The 18,345-nt window shown below is 45.2% G+C and carries 16 protein-coding genes; 4 read left to right on the forward strand and 12 right to left on the reverse strand.

The window, feature by feature from the left end; translation table 11 throughout:
* Window positions 1-8: 8 nt before the first annotated feature.
* Complete coding sequence (locus OQJ86_RS10795; RefSeq protein WP_230676728.1) at window positions 9-1,436, forward strand: GGDEF domain-containing protein; 1,428 nt, start codon at window positions 9-11, stop codon at window positions 1,434-1,436.
* 37 nt (window positions 1,437-1,473) lie between these two features.
* On the opposite strand, the gene OQJ86_RS10800 is transcribed toward OQJ86_RS10795, so the two are convergent.
* A complete protein-coding gene (locus OQJ86_RS10800) occupies window positions 1,474-2,106 on the reverse strand; it encodes an SDR family NAD(P)-dependent oxidoreductase (protein WP_042601300.1) in 633 nt (210 codons plus the stop codon).
* Window positions 2,107-2,395: 289 nt separating this feature from the next.
* Between OQJ86_RS10800 and OQJ86_RS10805 the strand changes: the two genes are divergently transcribed.
* Window positions 2,396-3,676, forward strand: coding sequence for an HD-GYP domain-containing protein (locus tag OQJ86_RS10805; RefSeq protein WP_104028925.1), 1,281 nt, complete (start codon window positions 2,396-2,398; stop codon window positions 3,674-3,676).
* Between the two features lie 81 nt (window positions 3,677-3,757).
* On the opposite strand, the gene OQJ86_RS10810 is transcribed toward OQJ86_RS10805, so the two are convergent.
* A complete protein-coding gene (locus OQJ86_RS10810; RefSeq protein WP_038872201.1) occupies window positions 3,758-4,360 on the reverse strand; it encodes a 2OG-Fe(II) oxygenase in 603 nt (200 codons plus the stop codon).
* A 155-nt stretch (window positions 4,361-4,515) separates the two neighbouring features.
* Entirely contained in the window at window positions 4,516-5,283 is a 768-nt protein-coding gene (locus tag OQJ86_RS10815; RefSeq protein ID WP_265987725.1) for a TerC family protein, read from the reverse strand.
* A gap of 603 nt (window positions 5,284-5,886) precedes the next feature.
* On the opposite strand from OQJ86_RS10815, the gene OQJ86_RS10820 reads away from it, so the two are divergent.
* The gene (locus tag OQJ86_RS10820) at window positions 5,887-6,843 is read left to right on the forward strand and encodes a LysR family transcriptional regulator (protein ID WP_265987726.1); all 957 of its coding nucleotides are present in this window, start codon (window positions 5,887-5,889) and stop codon (window positions 6,841-6,843) included.
* Between the two features lie 20 nt (window positions 6,844-6,863).
* Here OQJ86_RS10820 and OQJ86_RS10825 read toward each other — a convergent pair whose 3' ends face one another.
* The 4 genes from OQJ86_RS10825 to OQJ86_RS10840 form a co-directional block, all read right to left on the reverse strand.
* On the reverse strand, window positions 6,864-7,745 hold the full coding sequence (locus tag OQJ86_RS10825) for a YjjW family glycine radical enzyme activase (protein ID WP_039976692.1): 882 nt from the start codon (window positions 7,743-7,745) through the stop codon (window positions 6,864-6,866).
* 21 nt (window positions 7,746-7,766) lie between these two features.
* On the reverse strand, window positions 7,767-9,311 hold the full coding sequence (locus OQJ86_RS10830; RefSeq protein ID WP_265987727.1) for a YjjI family glycine radical enzyme: 1,545 nt from the start codon (window positions 9,309-9,311) through the stop codon (window positions 7,767-7,769).
* Window positions 9,312-9,518: 207 nt separating this feature from the next.
* Complete coding sequence (locus OQJ86_RS10835; RefSeq protein ID WP_265987728.1) at window positions 9,519-10,145, reverse strand: LysE family translocator; 627 nt, start codon at window positions 10,143-10,145, stop codon at window positions 9,519-9,521.
* A gap of 345 nt (window positions 10,146-10,490) precedes the next feature.
* A complete protein-coding gene (locus OQJ86_RS10840) occupies window positions 10,491-11,702 on the reverse strand; it encodes an HD-GYP domain-containing protein (protein WP_265987729.1) in 1,212 nt (403 codons plus the stop codon).
* 458 nt (window positions 11,703-12,160) lie between these two features.
* Between OQJ86_RS10840 and OQJ86_RS10845 the strand changes: the two genes are divergently transcribed.
* Complete coding sequence (locus tag OQJ86_RS10845) at window positions 12,161-13,870, forward strand: putative bifunctional diguanylate cyclase/phosphodiesterase (protein ID WP_038872184.1); 1,710 nt, start codon at window positions 12,161-12,163, stop codon at window positions 13,868-13,870.
* 68 nt (window positions 13,871-13,938) lie between these two features.
* On the opposite strand, the gene OQJ86_RS10850 is transcribed toward OQJ86_RS10845, so the two are convergent.
* The 5 genes from OQJ86_RS10850 to OQJ86_RS10870 all read right to left on the reverse strand — a co-directional run bounded on the left by OQJ86_RS10850 (window position 13,939) and on the right by OQJ86_RS10870 (window position 18,320).
* Complete coding sequence (locus OQJ86_RS10850) at window positions 13,939-14,412, reverse strand: response regulator (RefSeq protein WP_038872181.1); 474 nt, start codon at window positions 14,410-14,412, stop codon at window positions 13,939-13,941.
* A complete protein-coding gene (locus OQJ86_RS10855; RefSeq protein ID WP_038872180.1) occupies window positions 14,399-15,736 on the reverse strand; it encodes an ATP-binding protein in 1,338 nt (445 codons plus the stop codon). Before OQJ86_RS10855 ends, OQJ86_RS10850 begins: the two co-directional genes overlap by 14 nt.
* A gap of 3 nt (window positions 15,737-15,739) precedes the next feature.
* The gene (locus OQJ86_RS10860) at window positions 15,740-17,158 is read right to left on the reverse strand and encodes an SLC13 family permease (RefSeq protein WP_104035873.1); all 1,419 of its coding nucleotides are present in this window, start codon (window positions 17,156-17,158) and stop codon (window positions 15,740-15,742) included.
* A 209-nt stretch (window positions 17,159-17,367) separates the two neighbouring features.
* Window positions 17,368-17,847: a GNAT family N-acetyltransferase gene (locus tag OQJ86_RS10865; RefSeq protein WP_265987730.1), complete on the reverse strand. Its 480-nt coding sequence runs from the start codon at window positions 17,845-17,847 to the stop codon at window positions 17,368-17,370.
* Window positions 17,844-18,320 (reverse strand): GNAT family N-acetyltransferase, encoded by a 477-nt coding sequence (locus OQJ86_RS10870; protein WP_265987731.1) that lies wholly within the window; start codon window positions 18,318-18,320, stop codon window positions 17,844-17,846. Before OQJ86_RS10870 ends, OQJ86_RS10865 begins: the two co-directional genes overlap by 4 nt.
* Window positions 18,321-18,345 lie beyond the last annotated feature (25 nt).

The raw sequence follows: 18,345 nt of genomic DNA on the forward strand, positions 1-18,345 counted from the left end.
TTCATATTGTGGGAACATCAATAAGAATAAAGATCTTCCTCTCGCATTTTGTTCTCGTCATTCTCATGATTGGTGCTTTGGGTTACTACAACTTTCATAACTCAATGGACACCATCATTAAAACGACGATCGTCTCTCGTGAGCAGAGTGCGAGCGCGCTAATTCATCACATCAGCGATGCGGTTCATGGCGGCAACTATGCAAACTTAATGTTGCCGAGCTTTAAAGATGAATTGGAAATGCATACGGATTTGCGTTATCTCTACGTCAACGGCTATTCCTCAGTGTCGAAAACCCCAGTGTCCGTCACTTACAATCGAAATGCACAAGAGATTTGGCGCTCCGATTATCCCCCAACTTTCGAGCAGGACTTAGATCAACGCATTGCCAGACTAACATCCGTGAAAAAAACAGGCTCACAATCGAGTGTAAAAGTGCAATACCTGCTCGCCCGACTCAATGACGCCCGTGAGCAGTACTATTTAAGTAAAGAGTTGGAAGAAGACCACACGTTGGATCTCTACCCTTGTCGGGTAATCGGAAAAAGCCACATAAGCTTTGAGAAAGACATCCTCTATATCACATTACCGTTAAACGGGGACATTCAAGGCAACATTGAATTGCTCTACGACATACAGCTCGTAAGGGATATTCGAGAGGAATTTGTTGTCGATTCTATCCGCGAAATCGTGTTAGGAATGGCGATTTCTTATCCTCTTTTGTTGCTGCTTTCTTATCACATCTCTTCGCCAATCAACAACTTATCTACTTTTATGCGTCAAAATTTTGAAACCATCAGTTTGTTTCAAGTCCCTAATACCAAAAGGAAAGATGAAATCGGAGATTTAGCGCGCGCCTTTAGCCATCTTGTCGACAAAGTTGTCTGCAAAAACAGAGAACTCGATGACATGGTGAAGCACGACCCCTTAACCGGTCTGTATAATCGCCGTTCTCTTGAAGCATCATTTCGCTCATTGTGTTATCAATCGAACAAAATGTTCATCGCGTGTTTCTTTATCGATATCGATCACTTTAAGGAGTTTAATGATCATAGGGGTCACTTGCAGGGTGATAAGGCCTTGCAAAAAGTTGCGAAGACCTTGGAATCTTTCGCCGTGCAAACCCACGGCTATGCTTTGCGCCTAGGAGGCGAAGAATTTGTTGTGCTTGCCCCTGTTCACGATACTAGAGAGGCGTTAGCGCGAGGCAACCAACTGCGCGGACGGGTTAAACAACTGGAAATCATTCATCATGATGAGCCGATCATCAAGTATCTAACCATCTCCATTGGTATTAGCCTTTCAGAGCGCACGCAAGCCGACATCATAGACCCAAATCGCCTGTTAGATGAATCAGACGAAGCCTTGTATGCCGCAAAAGATCTAGGCCGCGACCAAGTCGTGCTCTATTCAAACGAAAGCAGGGACAGCGCCTAAACCCAGCCCCTCAAAATCATTCGCTTAAAAGGCCAACCTAGTAAGTCAGCTCTGGATCGACACAGTGGAAGATCTCACCACTGCCCTGACCTTTTTCCAGCATCTCAAAAAGTAAACGAGCCACTTCTTGGCGGTATACCAAACCATGCACTTCTTTAGGTTCAACCAACACACCATTGCCCGTCACTTCACCATCTTTCAAGCCACCTGGACGAATGATGGTGTAATCTAAGTCGCTGGTTTGTAGCCATGCTTCCGCTAATGACTTCTCACGCACAACACCGCCAAAACCCGCTTTAGAACGGTCAGAAAGGTATTTCCAGCTATCACCACAACCAAGTGACGTCACTAGAACAAAACGCTTTAGAGAAGCCTGACACGCAGCGTCAACCAGATGTCGATGCCCAAGATAGTCCACTGGGATATCAGCACGGAAGCTACCCATGGTGCTGATGATAATGTCATCTTGATTGAGCTGTGCAACCACCGCGTTAACCTCTTCCGCAACAGTGGCATCACATGCAAACGTTGACTGACAAATCGCCTTTAATTCTGGGCTTTTGTCTGGATTTCTCGCCACACCGACAACTTCAGCACCTTTCTCTGCAAAATACTGTGCAATTGCCAAACCAAGACCACTACTTGCACCCCAAACCACCACTCTTTTCATAACTTACCTTCCACACAACAATGATAATGAGAATACTTTACATCACTAATTGGTGGCTTTTCAAAGGAAGTCAATCGAACACCTAAAATTCTTTCTAAATCAATACGTAGTTCAAAGAACTGAACGATACTTTTCCCCTAGTGATGAAATTTACGTGCGACAACCAGTATTATTCCCGCCATAACTATAAACACATCCTATGCTCGTCATATTTGCTATCAGTTCGCTGCTGCATTCCCTTAAAACTAGAAAAATGAGCATAGGGAAAACAAAAACGTCGGTATTTACCATGTCGGTTTTAACAAAGAATCAGGCTTATGATTCGTCGAGTAATCACGAATTTGAAGTCGATCTAAAACAAGCCCTTATCTGGGTGGCGCGTGCGTTAGATTACGTAGGCGTCGACGATTCTCACCACAGCCATCGGGTGGCTTACATCGCATACCAATGCGCTCTCGCTTTAGGTTGGGATAATCACCAAGCCGAGTTCTGTTACTTCGCAGGAATGGTTCACGACTGTGGCGTCTCAGAAACCCGCGAGCACATGATGTTGCTCGAACAGCTCGTCCCTCAAGACGCCAAAGCCCACTGCATTCGTGGTTACCACACACTTAAGCAGTGTCGCTTGCTGGCACAATTCGCTACTCCGATTCTTTACCATCACACGCACTGGGATGAGTTGGAACAGATTGATATTCCCCCTTTCGAAAAAAACGTCGCCGCATTACTCTATCTCGCGGACCGTTTAGATTTTATGCGCGCCCACTACGTCACTAACTGCCATAGTGATCTTGTCACTTTACATGAAGAACTGATCGCGGAATGTGTCTTAGTTAATGCCGGTACCTTGTTTCATCCCGAAATGTGCCGTGCCATGGTCAAACTTATCATGACAGACGCGTTTTGGTTCGCCATGGAATCCGAACACATCGAAACTATTGGTATGCAGTTCGAAAATATCGATTGGCTGCAAAAGCAATTAAGTATCGAAGATCTCACCAGTTTAGGACTTTTCCTTGCAAGAATTGTCGACGCAAAAAGTTCTTTCACCTATCAACACTCACAAAAAGTGGCTGAACTGTCTCGTTACTTGGCGAAGAAAATGGGATTGGATGAACACGAGCAAGAGATGATTTTTATTGCGGGATTGGTTCATGATATTGGCAAGCTCAAAACCCCTGATGAGATCCTTCACAAAGAAGGCCCACTAGACAAGCAAGAATACACACGCATCAAGCGTCATACGATTGATACTGAACTAGCCCTGCACAAAGTGTTCCCGAATGCCAAGATTGCCGAGTGGGCTTCCAACCATCATGAGCGGTTAGATGGTTCAGGTTACCCTTATCATAAAACGGCGGAAGCTTTGGATGTGCCTTCTCGTATCATTGCCGTTGTCGATGTCTTTCAAGCGCTTTCTCAAGACCGCCCATATCGAGGCCGTATGACATTACAAGAAATCGCAATCATCATGGGTGAACAAGTAGATTCGGGAAAACTCTGTGCCGACGTTTATCAGGTGTTATGGTCAAACAGGCAAGCGTGTTATGAGCTCTCAGTAGGTATGTAACGCCGAGCGTTCTAGACAAACCAAACAACAAAGGGACACCAAGTGGGTGTCCCTTTGTCTTCTTGAAATCAATGAAACCGCTTAGTGAGCGATATCAAGCTGGTTGTCTTTCACACCATTAATGCGAAACCAACCTGCAATGCTAAAACGCTCTGCATTTGTCGGTAACACTTCGTGAGGAAATTGCTCTGATAAGAATACAAACAAGCGACCAGAACGTGGTGGGATCGTCGCAATCACGTTGTCATTCAAATCATAAACCACCAACTCGCCAGCATCTTCTTCGCTCCACGATTCATTCATGTAGAACACGGTGGTTAGACGGCGATTTTCATTGCCTTTAAAGCAGTCGAGGTGTTTTTGGTAGAAATCACCTTTCTCATATTTCGCAAAATGCGCTTCGTACTCAAACAAACCGAGATAGAAGTAACGGTTTGCTTCTAAACGAATCGCTTCCATCTTGTCTAAAAATGACGTTACTGCCGAGCCCATGTCACGCTTCAACCATTGAATCTTATCACTACGAATCGATTCAACACGTGTCACATCGTCGTTACGACCAATACGTGCTTTCTTCCAATTGTCTGGAATACAGTCACGCAGCTCAGCCACTTCTTCTTGAGAAAGGAAATCATCCCAGATGTAGTATCCGTCCGTCGATAACGCATCGATCAGTTTGTTCATTCTATTTCGTTCACTTGTAAGAGTTAGGGCGGTCTATATAAGAAATTCGTGCTACAACAACAAATTCCATTTTTAATCGACACGACAAACCCTTGCTTTTCCTTATGTCCAGACGTAAAAAAGCCGCTCAGGAGAGCGGCCAGTTTTGAGTTCGATTATCGCACTTGCAATGCAATTGAACGAGGTCGAATTGGACGAATTCGTTGAATCACTGGGCGTTGTTTTTTCTTAAGTTGGATATGACACATTTCCAACACTAAACCAAACGCCATCGCGAAATACACGTAGCCTTTGTTGATGTGAATAGCAAAACCTTCTGCCATCAACAGACCACCTAGCAAAACTAGGAACAGTAGAGCAAGGGTCTTAAAGCCCGGGTAACGCGTCACTAGATTGTTGATTTTCTCCGCCGTTAACACCATCACAATCGCTGACGAAATGATCGCTGCCACCATGATTGGTACTTCGCTCGTTAGACCAACCGTAGTAATCACCGAGTCCATCGAGAACACAGCATCAACCGCGACAATCTGAAGCAGAACAACAGCCAGACCAGTACGAACATGAGTCGAGTGACCGTGCTCAGTATGCGTTAACCAACTCCACAACTCTTTCAAGCTTTTCGCCAGTAGGAATGCACCACCCGCAATCATAATCAAATCACGACCAGTAAACGCATAGTCGCTGAAGCTGATTAACGGCTGAGTAAGTTGCATGATCCAAGAGATCGAGAACACCAAAACAATACGCGCCATCACCGCTAGGCCAATACCTAGGTTTCGGGCAAGTTTACGCTGGTGTTGTGGTAATCGTTCACACAGAACGGAGATGAATACGACGTTATCAACGCCTAAGACTACTTCAAGAGCAAACAAAGTAGCGAAGATAGCCCACGCTTCTGGTTGCATGAAAAGTTCTAACATGAGTACGCCTCCGGTGATTGGAAGTCATACAGTGAATTGTTCAGTCGACTAAAGGGGTCGTCCATTAAGTTTTTAAAACCTCTGTTACTTAGGAAACGCGAGTAAATCACCTCCTCCAGTTGTACGCAACCCCTTATTTTGTCAGGCTTGTGTAAAGCATCTTTCGTCCTCTAAGGGATATAAGCCATACTCACCCCATCAAGTGCCGAGTTGAGCCAAACTATTACATCGAACACGAAAAGAAACGCCTCTTTTTGCGTGCTTCAACAATCGTAAAAAAATGTTTCATAATAATATTTTGATATACTGAGAAAAATCACACGAGTTAGGGTCTGTTGACCTTTCGTGATGATTTTTGCAGCAGTTTGTAGGTGTTTTATACAAGACAGAGGCTTTGATATGTAGCTATTCTACCTGATAAGCCGATAACGCAGTAGAAAGCACCTACAAACGCTGCCCAAAGGGTTCGGCTAAAAGCGTTTTATTCTTTGTTGAGTCAATTTTACTTAGAGCCACTAGGCTTCAATCGACTCGCCGCGATTAAAACGCTTTTATCTCGAACAAAATTTAACCACGAAAGATAAACAGACCCTAGCCTTGCGAATGGATTACATAACACTCTCACGCATTAGCCTTAAACACCTTACTGTATTGCACATGCTGCTCACGACGCATAGCGTGACTCAAGCGGCAGAACAGCTCTGCGTGACCCCTTCCAGCGTGAGTAAAACGCTCAGCCAATTGCGCGACATTCTTAAAGATGACCTTTTCTACCGCGATGGCACTCGTTTAGTCCCGACGCCCTTTGCTTTGAACATCGGCCCTTCTGTTCATGGCATTCTTTCCAGCATGAACGGTTTGCTTTACCAAGGCTCGTTTAATCCCGCGTATTACGAAGGTCGCTTTTCTTTGGCAATGCGTGAAAGTACCTTCGAGATCTTCGCACCTATGCTGCAAAACTTGTCACAACAGATGGGAAGTCGCGCACAACTCAATGTGTATGCAAAAGAACAAATGAGTTTTGATTCTCTGATCCGTGGGCAAGTCGACTTTATGATTCTGCCGCACGACATCAGCCAACCACCGACGCACAACAAAGATTTGGTTTGGCAGACGATCCTAGAAGACGAAATGATCTGTTTGATGGGCAGCAATAACCCGTTAGTGAAAGAAGAACTTTCAGTAGAGAACTACTTGTGTGCGAGACACATTGGTATTCACGATAAAGATTTGTCCCAACCTTACTTTGAGCAGAACTTAACTCAACGTTACGCCAAACGCAGCGTCGCCATGCACGTGGCCGATTTTGGATCGGCAGCGGTAATGTGCCACCACTCTGATTATCTGTTCACTTGCTCAAAACTTTGGGCACGAATTGCGCTGCAAGCGAAGGGATTGATAGAGAGACCTTTGCCGTTTGAGTACGGACAAGTGGCGTATAGTTTGGTGTGGAATAAAGCGAGCCTGAACGATCCCGCTTTAAGATGGCTACAACAACAAGTGCTTAAGGCTTGTGAAACCCTCGGTGGATGCCGAAAGCCGAGAGTGAATAAACTCTAAGCCTTTTTATCTTTACTGCGCTACACGTAGACCGATGGCATGGTCATTGGTCTGCTGACAAATTGACTTAATTGAGCGTGGAAGCGTTCCATTTCATCTTGGGAACATTTTTCCCATTCCAGAGCTTCACCCGTGACACCATGATGCTGAAAGGCATTCAAACGAATGTTGACCGATTCTGGCAACGATTGCAGATAATGCCCCACCGTTGCAACTTCCGTATCTAAATCGCTTTTACCCGGAATATGAAGCAAACGCACTTCGTACAACTTGCCTACTTGCGCTAAATACTGAATGGTTTGGAATACTCGGTGGTTATCTCGCCCGACTAACCAGTGGTGCGTTTCACTTTGCCACGATTTAAGGTCAATCATCGCACCATCCATGTACGGCAAGACTCTTTCCCAACCTACGGTGGATAAAGAACCATTGCTATCGATGAAACAAGTGAGATGCTGCAATTCAGGATCGTGTTTGATCCCTTTAAACAGCGCCATAATGAAAGGGAGTTGTAAGGTAGATTCCCCACCGGATACAGTAACACCGCTAATGAAAAAGCGCTGTTTGCGTATCAAATCGAGCATTGCCTCCACAGAGTAGTCAGAAATTTTAGGATTAGATTGGTGCTGACATATCTCTATACAATGGTCGCAGTGGGTGCACTCCTCTTTAAGCCAAACAACGTTGTTGCTTTCGTCGAACTTCAGTGCGCCAGCGGGACACTCACTCACACAATCACCACAATGATTGCAGTGATTGATAGTGTGTGGATTGTGGCAATTGATGCACTGATAGTTACAACCCTGTAGAAAGATGACTAGACGGTTTCCCGGTCCATCAACACAAGAGAACGGAAGGATACGAGTTACCTTAGCCAAGAGGTTTTCCGAACGTCTAGTCATCTTATTCTTATCCGTCACCCATTACTTAGCGTAAGTCGGTGACATTTCGTGGCTCACCACACGTGGTGAACGCTCTAAAATACCGATGTTCTTCGCCGCTTCTGCGCCTAGGAACGTCGTATTAGTACGTGATCCTTCTGCATCGAACTTTGCGATATCTGACAGTTTGACCATGTAACCCGTTACGCGAACCAAGTCGTTTGATGCAACGTTTGCCGTGAACTCACGGTATCCAGCATTCAATGCGCCTTTGCACAGGTTGAACATCGCTTCTGGGTTTGATTTCACTGTTTCGTCGATAGTCAGAATGTCACTGATGCCAGAACGGTAGTATTGGTGATGACCTGCCGTTGCTTGCACGTAAGACACTGGATCTGGTTCGTTGCCGTAAGGAATACGAACGCCCGGTGTTACATCCAAATCTAGGCTGATACCGCCTTGTGCGTGCAGCAGTGCTTTGCCCTCTAGACCAAACTTCACTGGTGTGCTTTCGACCAATTCAGACAATTTTGCCGAGATCGCGTGACCGAGCTCGTTTGCCGTTGCATCTTGGCCGTAACGGCTTGCACTGCCCTCTTTTTCTAGTAACACATTCACTGCTTCTGCCATACCGTAGATGCCATACATTGGCGCAAAGCGAGATTCTTCGATCAAGCCTTCTTGCGTTAGAAAGCCTTTGAAGAACTCAGATTTTTCATGCAAATGTGAAGCGCGTGCGTCCATCAGCTCAACCATCAAGCCGTGATATTCTGGCAGCACGTTATTAAAGAAATCTTCACGGTTGTCTGCACGATTCGCCGCTTCTTTTAGGTTCATACGCACTAACGTATTTGAACCGCCAGCCAATGGCAAAGAGTTGTAGCAGCTCACAATACCAAAGCGAGCACCTTCGTAGGCATTCGCGTGCATTGGGTAATTCGCGATGTGTGGCTTGCTGCACTCACAAATGTTTTGTGTTGCTTGTTTTAACAAAGCGTCTGGTGTGACTACTTCGTCGTACATGAACGTTAGGTTTGGCGCGATCTGTTTTAGCTCGGCGTCAACTTTCAAAATCGTGCGGCAAATGATGTTGTCCGTCGGACCAATGTTCACATGCATAAACGCATCTGGCAATGTGCGATCCAGCATAATCCAGAAGTGTTTCAGTTTTTTGTAAATTTGCTCGTCAGTAAGATCACCGACGTAAGGCATCAACACATCATCAAGTTGACCTAGGTAAACCGGAATGCTGGTTACCGAAGGCACGTGATGGTAAAGGATGGTCAACATGTTGATCGCATCATCAAAATCTTCTGCTGGAGCTAACTCCAAGTATTCAGAACCTTGAGAAAGAAATTTTGCGTAGTCTGGCAAAACATAGCGCGGCTTAAACGGCGCGTGACCTTCAAACATGTCACATATGACGCCTTGCTGCATCGCTTGGCTTACCTCGTCAGAGACGGTCATATATGGAATTGTGGCTTCGGCTTCCAAAGCAAGAAAGTTTGATTTCTGTTTTGGAGACAAGTTGCTATCGGTCGCGATAGCAAGGAAACGCTGCTGAAGATCGGAAAGGCTTTGAGTCATCTAAGATGTTCCTGGAGAAAATACAACGAATACGCCCTTTCGAATCATTTGTTGATTTCAAATCATCGCTTGAGGGGACGCGTTGAATTTTACGCTCCAAGAGTCTTTGCCACTAATGAAAAAAACCAAAACGCCGATTTCCATTTTGGAAATAAGGTTTTTCTAATTTAGTCTAGGATTTAATAGCTTAGATTAATCCGCTGTTATTTAGCTTCGATGCGCGGTCGACAAAGCCACACCAGCGCTGATGAAGACACCACCTGTAAGACGGTTGAACAATTTAGCTCTTCCCTTTGCAAATAACCAGTTTGATGTCCTCACACCGAGTAATCCATAGAAGGTTAACCAACTCAGCTCGAACACCACAAACGTACTAGCAAAGATCATGTATTGAGTGAATAGCGATGCAGAAGGGTCAATGAATTGAGGAAATAGCGCGGTAAAGAATACAATGGCTTTCGGGTTGCTTGCACCAACGATAAAGCCACTTACAAACGCGCTGAGATAACTAGAAGAAGACTGTTCTAACTTTGCTTGAGAAAAATCCGTCTGTTTGGATCGTAGAGCTTGGATACCTAGCCAAACCAGATACCCCGCGCCACACCATTTGATGATGTTAAAGACCAACTCCGAAGAAGCAATCACGACGCCAAGGCCAGTAAAAGACAAAGTAAGAATGATGGTGATCGCGGCTAAGCTACCAAATGCCGTCATAAAGGCGTGGCGAAATCCGCTGCTAACACCTTTGCTTAAACAAAGTAGCGAACTAGGCCCAGGAGAGGCAGTCAGGACAAGTATTGCGAGGGTGTAATAAATCCAAGTATCGAGTTGCATTGGCGCTCCTTTCCAATGTACGGATAAATGAGTGAATCACGTGGAATAGCCTTTTTACTCTCGCTTCGATCCATGAAACGCAATAGAGCAAAACACCACATCATTCTAACCACAACTGAACAAGCTCAAAGTTAATCGAGATCCTCAAAAAGCGTTCTGGTTTTGAAGCCAGGGCAGGAAGTCTGGGTCAGAAATCAGAGTAACAAACCTCTGTTTATCTCTCCCTAACCTACTTTGAGCTGTTTAGTTATGCATTCAACATACTGGGAATATGCAACCATGTAAAGTGATTACTTATTCGACAAGATCATTCGCAGATCGCATCAAATAAGCAGTCACTGTACGTTAGTCATAGAAAGGTTTTGGGTCCACTTCTAACGATGAAGGTGCGATGGCTTTTTCTATCGAGTGAGAGCTGTTTTTCAAATCCACCATCGCCACATCGATGTAACGCTTGTATTTGCGCGAGTAGAAACACTTCACTATCGGTTTCAGAGCTTGAGATTCATTCGATGTCCAGACAATACCGACACGCCCATCACTTAACTGAACAATAGAACCGACTGGATAAACGCCGATGCAGTTAATAAATTTGTACACCAGTTCAGGATCAAGGTGGAATGGCGTCAAACTCAATAGGATTTTGAACGCCTCTGCCGAACTCATGCCCTTTTTGTAAACACGGTCTGCGGTCAATGCATCATAAATATCGACGATACAGCTCATGCGGCCATGCATTGGGATCTGTTCACCAGATAAACCTAGTGGATAACCGGTACCATCAAGTTTTTCATGATGCATTAAGCATACATCGCGGCTCACATCGGCAAGCCCTTTCACACCCACGATAATTTCACCCGCAAACACCTGATGCAACTTCATATGCTCGAATTCTTCAGGTGTGAGTCGTGCTGGCTTATGTAAAACCTCATCATCAACTTTGATTTTACCCACATCATGAATAATCCCGCCGATAGCAAGCTGTTTGAGCGTTTCTTTATCCAAACCTAAATGCTTACCAAAAGATACCAACAAACATGCGACGTTAACGGAATGCTCAAGCAAATATGAATCTTTTTGCCGCAGTGCAGACACACATTGAAGCGCATCAGAATCAATAAATACGCTTTCGATCATGTCATCCGCCCACGATTCAATTTCGTCGACTTCAATGATCTTGCCTTCAAAGGTTTGGTTCAGCAGTTTTTGAGCTAAACCTTTCGCTTCTGCAATCAGTTTTTTGGCTCGCTTGTGCTGGGCTTCTCGGGAACGAAACGCGCGCTGAATTTTCGGTGTTGTAATAACGTCAGATGCCGCTAACGTGACATCATGTTCCTCTTCAACAGGGTTGAACACGCACTCCTGAGCAGAAAGTTTCTGATCAACCCACACAAACTTCACCCCACTGGCTTGCAGCTTTTTAATACCTTGCGAAGTAGAAACGCGTCCGGCATTGGCCAAGTTCACACGTTTATTTTGTTCGATTGCAGTAACGAACATACCGATGCCGATATCTGCAATCGAAATTTTTATTGAGTCTTCTGGTTTGTACTGCATATCGCGAAACTTGTTAACATCTATTATTTAGCAAACGCATTATAAGGGATCTGACCATTCATCGTTATAAGAATTCACTATCAATTAAAATTAATGAGTATTAAGTCAATATATGAGACATTCGCCTCCCTAAAAACCACTTTTAATTTATGGACTTAGTCCAATTTATCATCATCTCTTGTCTGATTTTTGATAATTTGGGTGTTGAATCAATAACTCTTTCGTACAAATGGTATTTACTGTTGACTAAGTTTTATAAATGCCGATTATTAGTCGCATTACTCTAATATAATTTCTATTCCACATAAGCGAAGTCAGCTCATTAACATCACAGCTAACCAACCTGAATCGACTTGTTTCGTATGCAGTGTGAAAGGATAACCGCCCAAAATGTCATCAGCGTGTAGCTCGACTTATCTATTTATCTTCAACGCTGCTAGGATTGCGGAGGAAGCATCTTGACCACCAACAAGGTTGATCAAACCATTTCCGAACACGATCGTGAGTTTCTTCAGATCGTAGAGCAACGCTTCATCCACATCTTCGATGTGTTTAGTGAAGGACTCTTTTACATGGATGAGTTCGGCACTATGGCTTTCTATAACCAGCGATTCTATGAGCAATTTGGCATCAATGCGGGCCGTATCAATCTAGATAGATGGTTGGACTTAGTGCACCCTTTAGACAGAGAGCGTCTGTCTAAGCGTGTCGATGCCCATATCAACACCGACAACACTCGTGTCACCACTACCTATCGATTGCGTAAACCCAACGGACAATACGTATGGATTGAAGGTGTTGCGATGACCAAAGAAACCGAGCACGGCCACTATATGGTCGGCAGCCATCGCGATATCTCTGAGCGAAAACTAATGGAAAGCTACATTCATCAAGTGGCCTTTCATGACAACGCTTCCGGTATGGCAAACCGCGCACATCTGCTTCTCAATATCGATGAACTCGTGAAATCAAACCGTAGCCAAGCATCGATTTTTTATATCCAGATAGAAGAAATCAAATCTTACCTCAACCAGTATGGTAGTGAGCTGGTCGATGGCTTAGTCGAGAAACTATTGCAGACACTCAGCCATTTGCCTTCGCCCAACTGCACCGTTTACCGTGTTCATGATGATGATTTCGCTATTTTGGTGCTCGATGAAATACCACTAGAAGATTTGCACACTTATGCACAAACCATCAAACAGAATTATCATGATGCGGTAGTCGAAGAAGGCCAATATTTGGGCAGTAATATCAGTATCGGACTCTACCCTTCTATCGATCCTGAGCACTCAGCTGAAGAAATTGTCCGCAAGGCCGCACGCACCTGTCAATATGCCAGCGAGAAAAACAAAGATCGCATCGCGGTATACAGCCAAAAAACGCAACATGCGGTGGACCGTTACTTTTTTATCGAGCAGGGTTTGAAAAACGCACTTGAAGAGAAAACACTGAGCGTGAAATTTCAGCCGATTGTCCGAGCATCCGATTTACAAGTGGTCAGCTTCGAGTCTCTGGTACGTTGGCGCAGTAAAGAGTTTGGTGAAATCTATCCTGATGAATTTATTCCTGTCGCAGAAAATAAAGGCTTGATAGTCGAGCTGGGGTACCAAGTCTTTGAAAAAGCTTGCAAGTTCATTAAAAGCTATCGTGAACGTTATCAGAACCAAGTGCGTGTGAACGTGAACGTGTCGGTATTACAGCTTCTCAATAGTGAGTTTCCGAGCAAGATAAAAGCAATGGCGGATAAGGCAGGCGTCGAACCCAAAGCGATCGTTCTCGAACTAACAGAAACCTTTATTCTGGATAATAACCAAGCGGCTATCGCCCCCCTCAACACATTAAGTGAACTCGGATTTGCGCTCTCACTCGATGATTTTGGTGCAGGCTACAGTTCTTTGAATTGCTTCTTCGATTTACCGATGACGCAAATCAAGATAGATAAGTTAATGGCATGGAAGACTCTAACAAACCGTTCGTCTCGAGAGTACTTGAAATTCTTGATCAGCATGTGTTTTGAGCAGAACATTGAGGTGGTCATCGAAGGAATTGAAGATGCTAAAATGCGCGATTTTTTTGCTGAGATGGGTGTCGATTACCTGCAAGGCTTCTGGTTTTCTAAACCTTTATCTGTCGCAAGTGCGAGTCGATACACCTTGAGTCAATAATCACTCCAGTTAAAAATCGCGAGAATGCATCCTGAGCTAAACATCCTACTCAGCTCAGGAGCATTCGATTATCTCAAGCGGTCAAACACGACATTCTGATCTAAGTGCTCGTGGTATTCGGTGTAGTCTAAGCCCATATCGAAGATGTACTTTGTCACCAAGTTTCTCACACACTCCACCAATTGCTCTGCCTGCCAAGGTTTTTCGAAGTAACGGTCGATACCCGCAGAGTTAATCGCATTGATGGTGTCCGTGTGCGTCGCCTGCCCGGTTAGCAATACTTTTCGAGTGCGTAGAAAACGACTGTCTTTAGAAATTTCTGTTAACAATTCCACACCAGTTTTACCTGGCATCACATGGTCAGAAATAATAAGCGCAATCATCTCTCCGTCTGCATCTAACTCATCCATTAATTCAAGTACTTCATCGGCAGACTCGCAATCTTCAATGTTGAGCCATTGGCCTAACGACTGTAAGTCTTGCAGAACCGCGCTTAACACCTCTCGCTGGTCATCAACGCAAATTAAATTAAGCTTGTCCATGTTCGTCCTCTACCGGTAGTTTAATTCTAAATATGGTTTTTTCGCTGTCGCTTTTCACTGCAATCGAACCGTTATAGCCCGCTACAATTCGCTTCACTATCGACAGCCCTAACCCTAATCCAAACGACAGGCCACCTTTCTTTGTGGTGAAGTTTGGTCGGAAAATCTTTCTACGTGTAACTTCGTCAATCTCAGGACCATTGTTGGTGATAGTCACTAGAATCTTGTTCTTGCTTACACGCGTTTGTATCTCAATCGCTGGTGACTCAGTCTCTCTTAGCGCGTCACAAGCGTTCTTCAAAATGTTGACCCAGATTTGCACCAGTTCGGTTTGCGAGCCTACGAACAGAGGTAAATCAGCCGGACTAAAACGCACACTTACACGTCTTAAATCGCTTTGTAGCAATGCAAGTGCTTGGTTTATCGAGTCATTAACTCTGAGCCCTTCTTCTTTGTCTATGTCGGTACGACCTAATTGTTTCACTGACTTCACAATGCCAACGGTGTGCTTTGAGGCAATGCGCAAATCGTGTAAATCACGTCCCATCTGCCAGTAACGAATCGCTTCTTCTGGACGCTTTAACCAATGCTCATTGAGATAATCGGTTGGCACAGCGCGAGCTAATTCTCGGGCCAGATCTTTTGGCAAACCATAGAACTTCTCAAAATGGCGCCCTCGCGTTCTTGCTTCACTCGATGAGATTTTCTGCCCTTGCATCAAACCGAAATCGAAGAACTGGCTTGCCTCAGGATGGACCTCTTCGAGCAATCCCATGATCACCGACTCCAAACGCTCTGATTTACTGCTCACCACACCAATGGCATTGTTGAGCTCATGGGCGATGCCTGCTGCAAGTTGGCCAAGTGTTGTCATTTGCTCTGCGGTATGCAGCTTTTGCAATGCCTTCTCTTTACCCAGCGCTTCTTGCATCGCTCGGCGTTGACGGCGAGAAAGCTCGTTGACCATTACCGGCATAAACTGTGCAGTTAAAGGACCATACTTACCTGCTTCGACCGCTGGCGTATTGCGCTCAATCCACGCTAACTCAACGTCCGTTTGTGCAATCACAGTCGAAGAGGCAGTCCACGTTCCAGAGAAGAAACTGTGCACACCAATAAACGCGCCCTTAGATGCCGCAAACACCTGAGTCTGCTTTTTGCCATCCTCAGAGAAATAACCAGCAAGCTCGCCAGACAATACGTAATAGAGCCGCTCGTTGTAGCCGTCTTGCTCAATCAATACCGAGCCTGCCGACACCGTAATGCGACGCTCGATATGATTGAAGTAACGCTCTACCAGCGTATCTAATTTACTCTCGTACATGGCTTAACCAATGTGTCCTACGGTGTGAAGGATCCACACCATCAAGAAACTCAACAACACACCAACCACACCTAACACGACACCAACACGCGCCATTTGATTACTTTGCACATGCCCTGTCGCATGAGCCAATGCGTTTGGTGGCGTACTGATTGGCAGAGACATACCAAGCGAAGCTGCAAAGGTCACTACGAGAATCAACGTCACTTCACCACCGAGTGGTGTTAACGATGCCATTGAGGTACCAAGCGCCGCCATGATTGGCATCAGTAAGTTGGCAGTTGCCGTGTGAGACATAAAGTTCGCCATAACCAAACACAAAAACGCAGCGCCAAACAGCACCACATAAGGCGAGAATTCATCAAATGGAATGCTGTGAACCACCAGCCTCGCCAAACCTGTTTTATCAAGTGCTAGACCTAGCGCGATACCGCCCGATACCAACCAAAGCACATCCCAAGAAATCTTCTTAAGATCTTCTTTGTTAATGATGCCCGTCAGTGAAAATACCGCAACCGGAATCAAAGCTACCGTGTATGAGTTCATGCCGTGCGCCGAGCCCATCAACCAAAGCAGAATCGTGCCCGCAAACGTGATGTAAACAATGATGGCTTTCGGCGTTTTCAAGAATTTACTCTTGATGTTGAGGTCAATTTTGGTCGTCTCAGCTTTGTAGAGAAAATCGATCAGGAACCACGCTAGTGCCATCATCACTATGACAAACGGCACGCCAAATACCATCCATTCACCGAAGGTAATGAGGTTGTCACCCACTAGGTATTTAAGCGCAATCGCGTTTGGTGGCGTACCAATTGGAGTACCAATACCACCGATGTTTGCTGCGACAGGGATACACAACGCAAACGCAATGCGCCCTGGATCTTTCGGGCCAAACACCGCGATAACTGGCGTCAAGATGGACAACATCATCGCCGTGGTTGCTGTGTTCGACATGAACATAGAGAAGATTGCCGTAATCAGCATTAAACCTAGCATGACGTATTTCGGGTTTTGTCCGAACGGCTTAAGCAGCACACGCGCTAAGTTCACATCCAATCGATACTTTGTTGCCGCCATCGCGAGGAAGAATCCACCTAAGAACAGCATGATGATTGGGCTGGCGAACGTCGCCATGATGTCACTGTATTGCAGCAGCTCACCAAAATGAGGCTGACCTTCATCAAGCCGAAAGAAAATGATGCCCTTGTTGGAAACGAGCAACAACTCAAGCACGATGATAACCACAGAGGTGGCGTAAATTGGGATCGGTTCAAATACCCAACAAAGTGCAGCGAGCAAAAATATCGCGATAACGCGCTGCTGAATAATGGTCATGCCTTCGAATGGAAACGCTGACAGTGGCATCAGCAAAATGAGCAAAGGGATCACCGTTGGGATGATGTATTTGAGATAAGGGCGCATAGTACTACTTCTCTTCCTGAGATGGTTTGCCGTGAGATAACTGACGTAAGGAGCTGTTTTAACTGGCTTCCTTTCGCCACTCCGAAGAGAAATTATGCGCGCGCTTTTGAGGAGGAATTCTGGTGTTAGATCAATGAACTCTTATTCACCGCAGAAAACATGCGGTATCTGTGTTCAAGCTCACTAATTGAGCGAGGATTATTTATTGATCACACATCCGTTTTGTCTAAGTGCTTTTCCATTACATAGTTGGTTAACGTAGCACCACGGACTTCGATTTGCTGCTCGTTCACAACAGTAAAGCCCATGTGCTCATAGAAAGGACGAGCGGTAATACTCACCTCTGAATAGATCCGGTCCAGCCCTTTTGCTTCTGCTTGCTTGATTACATGAGTCATCAATGCACGTCCTACACCTTGCCCTTGGTATTCATGATGGCAGAAAAAGTGATCGACTAACCCACTTGGCTGAACATCGCTGTAGCCAACGATGACGCCATCTAGCTCAGCAACAAAAGGCTGGATAGCGGTCATTTTCTTTAGCCACAGTTGTGCATCAAATTCGTCCGGTGCCCAAGCTTTCACTTGTTGCTCGGTGTAATCTCTAAGATTAATGTTGCGGATAGTGTTGTAGAAAAGTGCCCACAGTATCGGGGCATCTTGCTCACGAAATTCACGGATAGTCATCAAACGCCCCTCAATAGATCAATCTGCATGAGTTGCCCTCGCCCACTCGGCTCTCCCACTGGATACCAGCCATGTTTTCGATAAAAACGTTCACCGACATCATTGCCCGGAATGTAGCGTAATCTGGCGTAGGCACAGCCATCATCGACAAAACGCTTCAATAAGAAGTCTTGTAACTGCTTCCCTAGCCCTTGATTGCGGAATTCTGGCTTCAAGTAAAACAGGTTAATGTAACCGAATCGCAGCCCTTCATCGTCCAAAACCGGATGTCGGCACTCGAGTTGCCCGATGATTTGACCATCTTTGATGACATGGAAGAATCCCGCTTCGTTGTCATTGACGATTGATTGAAACCAAGAAGTGATTTCTTGAATATCAAACCCATCCTGATGACCAAAACTGACCTCATAAGCGTCTTTTCGAAACGCGATACACAAATCCAAATGACGTGATAAATCTACAGGAATAAATTCCATCTAAGCCAATCCTTTTTATTCTTCG

It is taken from the genome of Vibrio sp. Sgm 5, from assembly GCF_026241575.1.
GTDB classification, from domain to species: domain Bacteria; phylum Pseudomonadota; class Gammaproteobacteria; order Enterobacterales; family Vibrionaceae; genus Vibrio; species Vibrio jasicida.